The sequence below is a fragment of the Clostridium sartagoforme genome (assembly GCF_004794105.1).
Classification (GTDB): Bacteria; Bacillota; Clostridia; order Clostridiales; family Clostridiaceae; genus Clostridium; species Clostridium sartagoforme_B.
Genome location: NZ_SRYR01000006.1, coordinates 119,063 through 132,500, shown reverse-complemented (window position 1 = coordinate 132,500; position 13,438 = coordinate 119,063). Strand labels below are relative to the sequence as shown.

Here is a 13,438-nt window from a genome sequence, read left to right as displayed (position 1 = left end):
ATAATATCATGATAACTAGAGCACTACCCTTATAAATACCTCTATATTTTTAGTTTATATATATAATAATATAAAATTCTTCTTTTTTCTTTGTTTTTCTATTATTGATACACCTGGATAAGTTAATTGCAACTATTTTATATTTTCATATTTAATTATATAAAATAACCACTAATAATAGTAATAAGATTCAATTTGGAACAAAAATAAGGGGGAATCTTTCGACTCCCCCGTTAATTACTTATTATTAAATTATTTCTTTAATTCAGCTTTTACAGCATCAGCAACGAATTGTACATTTGTTCCAACTATAACTTGGATATTGCCTTTTCCTGGTCTTATAACCCCTCTAGCTCCTAAAGCTGTTAACTTTTTATCTACGATTATAGTGTTGTCTTTAACACCTAATCTTAATCTAGTTACACAGTTATCAACTGATACTATATTGTTTTTTCCACCTAAAGCTTCGATATAAGCCTTAGCTAATTCTCCCATATCTCCAGATACTACAGTGTTTTCAGTTAATTCATCATCATCTTCTCTACCTGGAGTTTTTAAGTCAAACTTAGTAATAACAAATCTAAATGATACATAGTAAATTAATGCAAATACTAAACCTATTGGTATTAACCATAATGGATTTTGTGCCATTGGTGCCTTAAAGCTTAATATCCAATCAACGAAACCAGCACTGAAGTTAAATCCAGATCTTACTGGTAATAATGTACAAACTATTGCAGATATACCTGTTAAACCTGCATGTAATACATATAGTCCTGGCGCTAAGAACATGAATGCAAATTCTAATGGTTCTGTAACTCCTGTAAAGAATGAAGATAATCCAGCTGCTAATAATAATCCATATACAGCATTTTTCTTGTTAGATTTAGCAGTATGATACATAGCTAAAGCTCCAGCTGGTAAACCAAACATCATAACTGGGAAGAATCCTGTCATGTACATTCCTGTTTGACCATATACTCCATCTCCCATAGTTCCCCAGAAGTTAGCTATATCATTGATTCCTGCAACATCAAACCAGAATACTGAGTTAAGTGCGTGATGTAATCCTGTAGGTATTAATAATCTGTTAAAGAATGCATAAATACCTGCTCCAATAGCTCCAGTTGAAATAATAGCTTCACCAAATGATACTAATGCACCATAAACTACTGGCCATGCAAAGAATAATACTAATGCTGCAACTAATGATGCTAAAGCTGTCATTATAGCAACTGATCTCTTACCGCTAAAGAATCCTAAAGCATCTGGTAACTTTGTACCTTTAAACTTATTGTAGCAAGATGCCCCAATTATACCTGCAACTATACCAACGAATTGAGTTTGAATCTTTGAGAATGCTGCTGGTACTTCTGCAACATCAATTCCCTTAAACATAGCAACAACTGCTGGGCTTAATAATGTTGTAATTACAAGCCATGAAACTAGACCTGCAAGTCCTGCTGTTCCATCGTTGTCATCTGACATCCCCACAGCTACCCCTATAGCAAATAGTATTGCCATGTTGTCTATTAATGCTCCACCAGCTTTTATTAAGAAAGCTGCTCCTACATTATTAGCTCCCCAACCTGTTGGGTCAATCCAATAACCAATACCCATTAGGATACTTGCAACTGGTAAAGCTGCAACTGGAAGCATTAATGATTTTCCTAGTCTTTGAAGATACTTCATCATAATAATAATTCCTCCTTGTTTTTATTATGTACAAATTTAAACCATAACATAAATAATTCCTATAAAATAAAAAAAGCCGAAAAGGATATTCTAATAGAATAAATCCTCCTCGGCTCATGCTCAACTAATTGATAACACGCCTAAACTTGCACATATATTTAACTTACAATGTTATTGTATCACCATATGTTATTGTTTTCAATAGTTTTTTTAACTTTTTTTATTTTTCCTTTGTAATTTTGAATATCTTTAATTTCTTAATTATATTATTATTTATTTTATGTAATAATATATTTATTTTATTATAATTAATGTACTGTTTTTTTTTATAATTTATTGACAATTATAAATAATTATAGATATAATCATACTAGACGTGTTACTGTTAAATCAGGCATGAGTCCACTATTATAATATAGGACTTATGCCTTTTGTTTTTATTAATTATGATATATCTGTGTATTTATTTTTTGTTTTAAATGAATACTATTTATATAAACAAGATTAAAATATGAAATAGAAAGGATGTGGATTCCTGACTATTCAGGAAGTACTATGTTTAAGTTTTTTAAAAACCTATTCAATTCAGAAGAAAATAAAGAAGAAGTTGTAGTTGCTAAAGCTAATACTTTAGTTGCACCAGTTTCAGGTAAAGCAATGCCTTTATCAGAGGTTCCAGATCCAGTTTTTGCTGAAAAGTTAGCAGGTGATGGAGCAGCTATTATGGCTGAAGGAGATACTGTTGTTGCTCCTGCTGATGGAGAAGTTACTTTAATCTTTAAAACTAAGCACGCTTTTGCTATGACATTAGAAAACGGCTTAGAAATATTAGTTCATATTGGTTTAGAAACTGTTTCCCTTGATGGAGAAGGTTTTGAACAATTAGTAGAACAAGGAACAAAAGTTAAGGCTGGTACTCCATTAATAAAAATAGATAGAGAGTTTATCTTAAGCAAAGGATTATCTCTTGCAACTCCAGTTTTAATAACAAATGTTGATGCAACTAAATCAATATCTGCTGTTGAAACAGGTAGTGTAGTAGCTGGAGAAACTACATTAGTAAATTTTGAAGTGTAATAACTACATCAAAAATAAGAATCAGTATTTAATACTGATTCTTATTTTTTATAAACTTATTTTTCAAGAGATACCCTAAACCTCTCAATATGCATAGCTAAATAAGCTACCTCATCTTCTGATATTTCTTTTATATCTAAAGTCTTACATATAATCTTTCTTGTTTCCTCTGCAATTTTATATGATACTTTATATTTCATTCTAATTATATCTACTAAATCATTTTTTATAGGACTATTAGTTATAATTCTTTCAATAGCAAATCTTATATGAGTTAAAAACCTAGCATAATCTAGAGATCTTCTATCTATTTCTATATTAAGCCTGTCTTCAACATGCTCTATAATAGAATTACTTAAAAAACTATATTTTATAGTATTAGATAATTTACCATTATTTCTAGCAGAATGTATATGAAGAGTAATAAATCCCTTTTCTCCTTCTGGTACTTCAACTCCTAGTTCTTCTTTAATTCTATAAGCCAGCCTAGATGCCATTGAAAATTCCCTAGCATACAGTGTTTCTATTTCAACTAGGAATGGATTATCTATTTCTTCATTATTCTCTAATCTCTTTATAGCATAGAATAAGTGATCTACTAATCCTATATGGATATTTTCATTAAGTTCTTCCCCTAGCTCATCTGATATCTCTGCAATAACTTCTTCTACAATAGCAATTAATTTCGTATCAACTCTATTTAATATTTCATTAAAGTTTCGTTGATTCTCCTTATCCTCAATTATAAATACTTTTTCAACTACTGTGCCCTTTTTTACAATATCCCCTAGCTTTTTACCGAATCCAATACCTTTTTGAAAAAGAATTTTTTCTTGCCCCTCTTCTTTAACAAGCAAAATGTTATTATTAAAAGATTTTATAACACTTGCATCTTTGTTTAATATAACCTTATACATAATACTCCTACCTTTACTAAAAATAATATTAGTTTATGTAATATTAGAAGTCCTCTAATACCCTATAAAACGTTAAGTGGTCTTTCCACCCACCATTAATAAATAAATATTTTTCATTTAACCCAACTTCTTTAAAACCACAACTAGTTAATACATTTTTAGATCTTTCATTATCCACTAAAACAGAAGCCTCTAATCTATGTAGCTCAAGTTCATCTCTAGCATATCTTAATGCCATCCTTAAAGCTTCCTTCATATAACCCCTCCCTTGATAATCCTTATCCATAGAGTAACCAATTATACCGCTTTTGAACACACCATATACTATATTTGATATTTTTATCTTCCCAATAAGCTTATCATCCTTATAGATTCCGAAATCAACACACTTACCAGACATTAATCCCTTATAACTCTCTAAAAGAATATCTTTTTGTGCTTCTATAGTATAAAAATTTTTATCTCTACTTGGCTCATAATTTCTTAGGTGATCTTCATTTCTAATATAATACTCTAATAAATCTTCTGAATCCTCAGGGCTAAGATTTCTTAGTAATATATTTTTCCCCTTTAGTTTAACTATATAATTTCTTTGAATATTATTAAAGTCATTTCTATTAACACCAAAGCTAAGTTCATCTAGAAATATTCCATTTGAAAATAAATTTTCTGAAAATATTCCTTCCAAGTTGAATCCTAAGTCTAAAAAAACCTTATAGTTAGTATTTTCATCTACTAAAATATTAACTTTATAAGTATTATTATCCTTAAAGATAGCCCTAACTATACTAATTACTGATTCCCTTAATAAATTATGCTTATCATTTTTAAAAAATTTCAATCTAATATTGCACTTTTTACTCTCTTTATCTAATTCAGTAATAGTAAATCTTCCTATCAGAATATTATCTTTATCTTTAATAATATAATCATTAATATTTCCTTTTGATTGATTAATAGATATTGCTTTACTTTCGCTCATAACAAATTCTCCTAAGTAAATTATCTTTGCATAGTTATTATTATACAAATAAACACCTAAATTACACAACATTATTTTATAATCAAACCTTTAATATAATTCTAAAAGTAATTAACTATTATTATTAATTAAATCATACCTTCTCTAATAATATCAAAAAAAAGCAATTATATTATTAAATATTTAAATTATTTATAATACTTAGTATTTTTAAAATACACCTTTAAAAGGAAAAATATTTTAGATAACTATATTATTAGATGTATATAAGATTGATGTTTTTAATCGATATTTTTTTAAAATTATTTTCACTTAAAATACCATAATTACTCATAGTATAGATTACTTATTGAAATAAATATATAATATATTTAAATATTAAAATATTAAAATTAAAAGGAGTGAATTAGAATGAAGAAAATAGTTTTAGCTGGAGGATGTTTCTGGGGAGTAGAAGAATTCCTATCTAGAATTCCAGGCGTTATAAATACTGAAGTTGGATATGCTAACGGAAGGACTGAAAACCCAACTTACGAAGATGTTTGTTATAAAAATACTTACTTTGCTGAAGTATGTAAAGTTGAATATGATGAAAATAAGGTAACTTTAGAAACCTTACTTAAGGAATACTGGTCAATAGTAGACCCAACAACTCTAAATAGACAAGGGCCTGATGTTGGTAGCCAATATAGAACAGGAATATACTATACAAGTGAAGAAGATCTCCCTACTATAATTAAAAGTAAAGAAGAAAATCAAAAGAATTATGATAAAAAAATCGTTACTGAAATTACTCCATTAGTAAATTACTATAAAGCAGAAGAGTATCACCAAAAATATTTAAAGAAAAATCCTAATGGCTATTGCCATATAAAACTGTAATATAAAGCTATAATAAAAAACTCAGCTAGTGAATCTTTCTATATCATTTGGATATTGATAAGTTCAACTTGCTGAGTTTTTATTATATATTTTTATTAATTAATCACTAGTTAGCTATGATACTAGCTCTCATTTTATCAGTAGCTTCTTGTAATGATGTTTGCCATTCTTGAACTGTCTTGCTTCCATTCATAACTGAATCAATAGTTCCAGCATAAACATCAGAATAAGTTAAACCTTCTACTGGTTCAGTTGCTGCAAATACTCCGATTAAAGCTTTTGCACCATTATCATACATCTTTAAAAGTTCTACTTGTAATGGATCTAAGAATTCAGCTGCTATTTCCATAGATCCAGCTACTGGAACTACACCCTTAGCATCTTGTGCTATTATCTTAACTGCTTCATCACTATAAAGGTATGCCATAAATTCTTCTGCTAATTCTATATTTTCTGCATCCTTAGGAATATACATTTGTTCAATAAAGCTTACTGAATATTGATCTCCACCCTTTTCAAATGCTGGATAAGGCATGAATCCCCATTCAAATCCTTCTGCTCTTGGAGCATCCTTCATTTCTTCTGGTAACCAAGTACCATTAGGGCTAAATAATACTTTATTATCTAAAACTAATTGTTGGTTATTCTTAAAACCTTGGTTATTAGCATTAGCTACAACTGTTGGCTCTAAGTAATCTTTAAGTTTTCCAAAAGTCTCAAAAGTTTTATTAGCAGCATCAGATGTCCAAACACCTTCAGCATAATTCATTGCATCATCAAATGCTTTTTCACCACCAGCAGCTGCTAACATTGGTGGTATCATACAGTCTAAGTATCCTGCAGTTGGATATGCCCATAATGATATACCATCAGCTTTTGCTTTATCTCCTAAAGCAAACATTTCATCCCAAGTAGTTGGAAGCTCGTACCCTTTTTCTTTAAATAATCCCTTATTATAGAATAATCCTGTTGGGCTATAGAATAATGGTAATAAATAAGATTTTCCATCTCCATATGGATTAGTCGCATAACTATCTATAAATCCTGGAAGTAATTTATCCTTAACTGTTACATCTTCACCAGGTACCTTTGTATCTAGTACCTTTGATAAATCATGTAATCCTTCTTCCTTAATCAACGTTTCTGTTAATGCATCTGGTCTACCAGTAGCTAAGTATATAAAATCCGGAACATTTCCAGCTTGTATTTGTGGACGAATAACTTCTTCTATATTAGATTCAACTGTTAATTCTACAGTTACTCCCTCATGTTGCTTTTCGAAGCCTTCTTTTAGTTTTTCCCAATAAGCTTTCCCATATCCACCTTGGAACGCAGCTACCTTTAATACTTTGTTTTCTGCAGCTCCACTATCAGTATCCTTACCGTCACCATTACTTCCACAGCCTGTTAAAGTAGTTAGGGCCATAAGTGAACTTAATATTAAAGCTAATGTCCTTTTTTTCATTTTTATTCCTCCCTTTTAAAACTCATTTAAATACCATAATGTTTATAAATTAATTTTACATCTTTGTAAACGTTATTAATATAATATTTTTGCTGATTATTATATCTATGTTGCTATTATTTGGACAACAAAATTTTATTGATATTTCTTGTTGTAGATATACAACTCAGAAACTACGCCAATAAGACCTATAATCATCATTGCCAAGCCTGAATATCCAACAATTGAATTGCCCTTAACAACTAAAAACATAAATATAATAAACGCAATAAACATAACAATTTTCTTTAACATAGTATCCCCCCTAGGGTTTTAGTAAAAATATTATTTTATATCCATCCATCTTATTTCAGTTGGCTTAAGTTCAATTTCCATAAAGTTACCTTCACCATCATAAACTTTCGTCACTTGCTTTTCATTAGAATTATTAATAACTGCATATCTCTTTGATTCTATATAAGCTGACACTTCACAATATGAGTTATCTGCATACCATTTTTTCATTTCACTTTCTTTATTTGCTGCATAGAAGCAAGCTCTATTTAATATTCTAGTATTTTGTATTGAGTAAGGTAATCCTGCTATATATACAGCACGTCCTTTTCCATATGTGTTAGCAGACATAAGTAAGTCGCCATTTTCATACTTAATTATTTCTGTATTTTCACTTAATGAGTATATATTCTTTTGACCCTCTCCAAAATCTATATCTTCAAATACATCTTCTGTAATAAAGTGTGAAGATACTTCTTCTTTAAAATACTTATCTGTACTTAATGAGAAGCCTAACTCTTTATCAACACCTAGTGCATTAGCTAATTGGAAGAAGTGTCCTCCACCTAAAGCTGCTGATGGTTCACCAATTCCTACAAATCCACCACCATTATAAATCCACTCTCTTATAATTGATGTAACTTCCTCATCTAACCAGTTTTCTCCACCACTGAAGGCAGTACCAGCGTCCCCTGCATTAATTATTACATCTATATCCTTAAGAGTATCTTCATTCTTAATATCCTCGAAGTTTATAAATGAAACATCTAAACTCATCCCACTTAAAGCTTCTATAACTCCTAAATATGAATATATTTGCTTATACCATAATGCATGTGCAACCATATGAGTTTGCCAAGTTCTTAATTTACCCCAGCAATTTAATATTGCTACTTTCAATCCACAATAAGGCTTATTTCCATCAATCGTATCATATATTTCTCTGAATTCATCACAAACTCCTTCTATATAATCTACAAACTTAGGAAACTTATACGCTAAGGATAAGTATCCACCATAACCTATTCTATCAACTGGTTTTCTCATTATAGCACGTCTAGCTGTTAACCAGTTTTCTCTTGCTTCTATAGTTGGATCATTTCCTTCATGGAATGTATCTGGGAAGAAGTACGGTAAAAATCTTCCTTCAGTGTATTTAACACCTGGGATATCAGCAATCATTCTTAATGTTGCTCCTCCACCTACTGAACCAACTACTGCATCAAGTCCAATGTTTTCAAAATACTTTCCATAAGGCTCTGTTCCTATCCAGTTATCTCCTAAGAACATCATAGCTTCTCTACCATGTTCATGAGTTATATCTACTAACTTCTTTACATTTTCAGATACAAACTTTTGAGTAAAGTCCATATAATCTAAGTAAGTTTTGCTTGGAACTCTAAAAGAACTATTATAATATCCTTGATCTATAATATCTTCAGGTCTTAACTTATACCCTTTAACCTTTTCAAACTCCCTCAACCCATCTGCACTTACACTAGAGCTATAACCAAACCAGTCAACATACTTTTCTTTTGCTCTATCATTGAAAACTAATGTGAAATGATAGAAGAAAGTTGTAAATCTTACTACATCAGCATCTGGATTTTCATCTAACCATTTATGCATAGCTTCAAAAATATATTTATTAGTCTTAGGCTGTCTTGCATCAAATGGCATTTCATGAGGCTTGTCTCCCCAATTATTTGTAATATGATTATACATTTGCGTTGGATCCCATATGCAATAAGCTAAGAATGAAACTGTATATTCATGCCAAGGAGTAACATTATTAATAGTCACTTCTTGAGTTTCTTCATTATAACTCCAATTATCTAGAGATACTACTTCACCTGTTGTTCTATCTATTACTTCCCAGAATTCTTTTACATCATGGTAACTATCTGGTTTTACTTGTTCCTTAAAATACCCTTCCATTATATCAATAACTAAAGTATCACTTTTAGCTAAATGATGTTTTGTCATTAAGTAAGTTTGTTGTAATTCTTCAGGATTCTTTTCTGCCCACTCATTGTCTCCACGAGCAACAAAATATGTTGAATAAACCTTTCTAGCTAAATCTTTTATGTTCTTAGGAAGCTTAAAACCATCACAGTCTCTTATAGCATCTGCCCCCCACTTTTCAGCTATCTCCATTGTTTCTTTAATAAAATTATCATCAGTTGGGATTGTTATTCTACCCTTACTCATTTTTGTCCTCCTTATTATTCTTTAATACCGCCTACAGTCATACCTTCTGTTAATTTCTTTTGTACTAATATATATAAAATCATTGTTGGTATCATAACGATTACTAACCCTGCATATAGAGCACCATAATCTGTTGCAGTTTTTTGTACTTGCATTAAGTTTATTAATCCAAGAGGTAATGTCTTTGCCTTGTTTGGCAATAATGTTAAAGCAATTATATATTCATTCCAGAATCCTAGGAAATTAAATAATATAACTGTAATTATACTTGGCTTTGCCATAGGCATTATTACATGAATTAATGTTTTTAAATTACTACATCCATCTACGTAAGCAGCTTCCTCATAAGCCTTAGGTAATGATTTAAAGAATGTTGTAAGAAGGTGTATAGTAAATGGCAATGCTGTTGCAGCATATATAATACTTAAAACTATCCTACTATCTAAAAACACAGTCATACTAGCTGGAAGCTCAAAAATTCTTCTAATATACTTTTCTCCATCTAGGACTAATAAAAATATTGGAACTACAATATAGTTAACATTTATAAACAATCCAGCTGAAAATAATAAGTTCAAGAACTTTTTGGTTTTAAATTCAAATCTTGATAATACATAAGCTGCTGGTATAGAAACAACTAATAATATTATCAAAGCTAGTCCAGTCACTATAATGGAATTAATAAAATATTCTCCCATATTAGCTTCCACAAAAGCCTTTTTAAAGTTTTCTAAATAAAATCCTTGAGGTAATGCCCATGGATTCCCATAGAATTCTGATTTATGTTTAAATGATGCTAGAATTGCCCATCCTAAAGGAATTAATATACTAAGAGCAAATATACCTAAACATAAATAAGTAAATATTTTTACAAGTTTTTCTGTTGATATAGTTTTGTTTGACTTCTCCATATTAATCCCCCCTTAAAACTCAATTACATCTCTTTTAGTTGCTTTACTAATAAATAAAGATAAACCAAATGAGAAAATAAATATTATTACTCCAATAGCCATTCCATATCCATAGGATGAATTAGAATAAGCTTGCTTGTACATATAACTTAAAAATACTTCTGAGGAACCATCTGGACCCCCTGCAGTCATAACCTTTACAAATAAGAAACTTAAGTTTATGGTACTTATTATAAAGAAAGTTAATGTTGTTCTTATAACATTCCATACTAAAGGTAGTGTTATTTGGAAAAACTGTTGTAGCCTTGAAGCCCCTTCTAAATCTGCAGCTTCATATAAACTATCTGGAATACTACTCATACTTGCCATATACATAACCATGTAATATCCAACTGCTTGCCATATCATTGCAAAGGCTATACACCATATTACAATCTTCTGATCTCCAAGCCACATCCTCTTTAGGTTGTCCAATCCTAAGGCACCTAATGAAGAATTAACTATTCCTTTCTCAGGATCTAAAATCGCTGAGAATATAGCAGATATTACAACTACTGATAATATGTTAGGAAAATAAAAAACTACTCTAAAGAAGTTTTTAAACTTAGTATCCTTTTTAGTTAATACAGCAGCTGATGCTATTGCTAGAACCATAGTTATTATGGTTACTACTACTAATAAAAAAATTGTGTTTTGAAATGCTTTAATAAAATTGGTGTCTTTTAGTAATATTGCAAAATTGTCAAATCCTACAAATTTCTTGTTGTTTGATAATCCACCCCATTTAAATAGTGACATCCAAAATACATTTACAGTTGGAATTACCATAAATACGGTGAACAGTATAAGTGCAGGAATAACGGAAAACCCAATAAACACCTTGTTTACAGTACTTTTTTTACGCATCCTTATCGACGCTCCCCTCATATTCTCTCTGTGTCTATACATTAATTGTATTCGTTTGTAATCTTTTACACAATAATATTGTTGCTTTATTTTTGTGTAAAGTTGCTATCAGCAACAAGTTATATTTTTATATATCTTGTGGTATAATATATATAATTGGTTTTTATTGGAGGTATAAAATGGGTAATACACGGTATTTGATTGATAAGCATAATGCTGATCCTAATTATGAGCTTCTCTATATTAGTAAATCAAAATATGAAAACGATTGGCATAGCACTGCTCACTTTCATCCTTTTACTGAAATATTCTTTATTACTAATGGTCAAGGTACATTTTTACTAGATGATAAGGTAGTTAAGGTAAACAAATGGGACCTTATTATAATTAATCCAAATTGCTTACATACTGAAAAGTCTTCTCTTTCAGATGTTCCATTGGAATACACTGTCCTCGGAGTGGACAACCTATTGCTAAATTTCCCTGAGTCATATAGCTTAATTGATAATGATAGGCAAATTAAACAATATATAATTAAGAATTGTTTTAGAGACAAAGAGATAATATTAGATTATTTTGATCGATTACTATTAGAAGTTGAGAATAAAGCTTTTAATTATGAACTAGTCTGTAAAAGCATACTAATACTATTTATAACTCACATTATTCGTAACACTACATCCTCTCTATTCATAGAAGAATCTCAAGAAAAAATAAATTTAGAATGCATGAAAATAAAAAACTATATAGATGCACACTATTCGCAGAATATAACCTTAGATTTTTTATCAGACCTATCTTATATGAACAAATTTCACTTAGTCCATACTTTCACAAAGGAAATAGGAGTATCTCCTATTAATTATGTAATAACTAGGAGAATACAAGAAGCAAAAAACTTACTTGCAACTACTAATTACTCAATAAGAGATATAGCCTCAATAGTTGGTTTTTCTAACTCATCCTACTTTAGTCAGATGTTTAGAAAAGTCTCTGGCATGTCTCCTAAAAGTTATAGAATTGAAAATTCTGTTTTAGAGAAAGTTTAAAGAAAAATGGGCTGTCTATAAAGATAGCCCATTTAAAAATAATTCAAATTTAAAAACTCCATAGGAGTTTTTTATTTAATTCTACATTATTCATTGTGCGCTAGCACCCTATTATTCAATTTCTAAAATAGATTTAACTACTTCTCCACCTAGTATCATTCCAGCTACTGGAGGTACAAAAGATATACTTCCAGGTATTTGTCTCTTAGATGCACATTTCTTAGTTCCACCTGTACAAATACAGCCAGTCTTACAAGTTACTACATCTTCTTCTCTAGGCTTTCTTGGTTTTTCTTCTGAATAAACAACCTTTAATTTCTTTACTCCTCTTTTTCTAAGTTCATATCTCATCACCTTAGCAAGTGGACAAACCTTAGTGTCATATATGTCTGCAACCTTAAATTGAGTAGGATCTAATTTATTTCCAGTACCCATAGATGCTATTACATTAATTCCTTTTTCATAGCAATACTCAGCTAATGCAATTTTTGCAGATACTGTATCTATAGCATCTATTACGTAATCAACATCATCAGGTATTAAATCACTTAAGTTCTCAGGTGTTACAAATATTTGATGAGTAATAACATTACATTTTCTATTAATAGAAAGTATTCTTTCCTTCATTACTTCTACTTTTACTTTACTTACAGTTTGATATGTTGCATGTATTTGTCTATTTAAATTAGTTAGGCATACTGTATCATCATCTACTAATATTAAAGTTCCAACTCCAGCTCTAGTTAAAGCTTCTACAGCAAAGCTTCCTACACCACCAACACCAAAAACCATAACTTTAGCATTCTTTAGCTTTCCTAGTCCATCATTCCCTATAAGTAATTCTGTTCTAGATAATGGATGTTGTATCATTTATGTTTCTCTCCTTTTTATCTACCTTTAAAATATATAAATATAATATATCTTATTTTAGACTATTATAAAGCTTTAAACAACAATATTTTTCTTTCAAAACTTGTAAATTTAACAAATAACATAAACTTATATTTTATTTAAATGAATTAAATAATATGGTACTATATTAAAAGATTATGTTTTAATACATAAAATTT

At 29.8% G+C, this 13,438-nt stretch carries 12 protein-coding genes; 3 read left to right on the top strand and 9 right to left on the bottom strand.

Annotation, left to right across the window (positions count from 1 at the left end; translation table 11 throughout):
• Positions 1-252: 252 nt before the first annotated feature.
• Complete coding sequence (nagE, locus tag E5347_RS12085) at positions 253-1,695, bottom strand: N-acetylglucosamine-specific PTS transporter subunit IIBC (RefSeq protein WP_136007483.1); 1,443 nt, start codon at positions 1,693-1,695, stop codon at positions 253-255.
• A gap of 555 nt (positions 1,696-2,250) precedes the next feature.
• On the opposite strand from nagE, the gene E5347_RS12080 reads away from it, so the two are divergent.
• On the top strand, positions 2,251-2,772 hold the full coding sequence (locus E5347_RS12080; protein ID WP_136007482.1) for a PTS sugar transporter subunit IIA: 522 nt from the start codon (positions 2,251-2,253) through the stop codon (positions 2,770-2,772).
• Positions 2,773-2,828: 56 nt separating this feature from the next.
• On the opposite strand, the gene glcT is transcribed toward E5347_RS12080, so the two are convergent.
• The gene (glcT, locus tag E5347_RS12075; RefSeq protein ID WP_136007481.1) at positions 2,829-3,689 is read right to left on the bottom strand and encodes a glucose PTS transporter transcription antiterminator GlcT; all 861 of its coding nucleotides are present in this window, start codon (positions 3,687-3,689) and stop codon (positions 2,829-2,831) included.
• A gap of 43 nt (positions 3,690-3,732) precedes the next feature.
• Entirely contained in the window at positions 3,733-4,671 is a 939-nt protein-coding gene (locus tag E5347_RS12070; RefSeq protein WP_136007480.1) for a GNAT family N-acetyltransferase, read from the bottom strand.
• 411 nt (positions 4,672-5,082) lie between these two features.
• Here E5347_RS12070 and msrA point away from each other — a divergent pair, with 411 nt between their 5' ends.
• Complete coding sequence (msrA, locus tag E5347_RS12065) at positions 5,083-5,553, top strand: peptide-methionine (S)-S-oxide reductase MsrA (protein WP_136007479.1); 471 nt, start codon at positions 5,083-5,085, stop codon at positions 5,551-5,553.
• A gap of 106 nt (positions 5,554-5,659) precedes the next feature.
• On the opposite strand, the gene E5347_RS12060 is transcribed toward msrA, so the two are convergent.
• From E5347_RS12060 to E5347_RS12045, 5 genes are all read right to left on the bottom strand, one after another.
• A complete protein-coding gene (locus E5347_RS12060) occupies positions 5,660-7,018 on the bottom strand; it encodes a carbohydrate ABC transporter substrate-binding protein (protein ID WP_136007478.1) in 1,359 nt (452 codons plus the stop codon).
• 135 nt (positions 7,019-7,153) lie between these two features.
• Complete coding sequence (locus E5347_RS16915; protein WP_168354961.1) at positions 7,154-7,312, bottom strand: DUF6903 family protein; 159 nt, start codon at positions 7,310-7,312, stop codon at positions 7,154-7,156.
• A gap of 30 nt (positions 7,313-7,342) precedes the next feature.
• Complete coding sequence (gene gnpA, locus E5347_RS12055) at positions 7,343-9,502, bottom strand: 1,3-beta-galactosyl-N-acetylhexosamine phosphorylase (RefSeq protein ID WP_136007477.1); 2,160 nt, start codon at positions 9,500-9,502, stop codon at positions 7,343-7,345.
• Between the two features lie 14 nt (positions 9,503-9,516).
• Positions 9,517-10,413 carry a carbohydrate ABC transporter permease gene (locus E5347_RS12050; RefSeq protein ID WP_136007476.1) on the bottom strand — a complete coding sequence of 299 codons (897 nt, stop codon included), beginning with the start codon at positions 10,411-10,413 and terminating at the stop codon, positions 9,517-9,519.
• Between the two features lie 12 nt (positions 10,414-10,425).
• The gene (locus E5347_RS12045) at positions 10,426-11,319 is read right to left on the bottom strand and encodes a carbohydrate ABC transporter permease (protein ID WP_136007475.1); all 894 of its coding nucleotides are present in this window, start codon (positions 11,317-11,319) and stop codon (positions 10,426-10,428) included.
• 179 nt (positions 11,320-11,498) lie between these two features.
• On the opposite strand from E5347_RS12045, the gene E5347_RS12040 reads away from it, so the two are divergent.
• Positions 11,499-12,368: a helix-turn-helix domain-containing protein gene (locus E5347_RS12040; RefSeq protein WP_136007474.1), complete on the top strand. Its 870-nt coding sequence runs from the start codon at positions 11,499-11,501 to the stop codon at positions 12,366-12,368.
• A gap of 111 nt (positions 12,369-12,479) precedes the next feature.
• On the opposite strand, the gene E5347_RS12035 is transcribed toward E5347_RS12040, so the two are convergent.
• Entirely contained in the window at positions 12,480-13,238 is a 759-nt protein-coding gene (locus tag E5347_RS12035) for a tRNA threonylcarbamoyladenosine dehydratase (protein ID WP_136007473.1), read from the bottom strand.
• Positions 13,239-13,438: the final 200 nt, after the last annotated feature.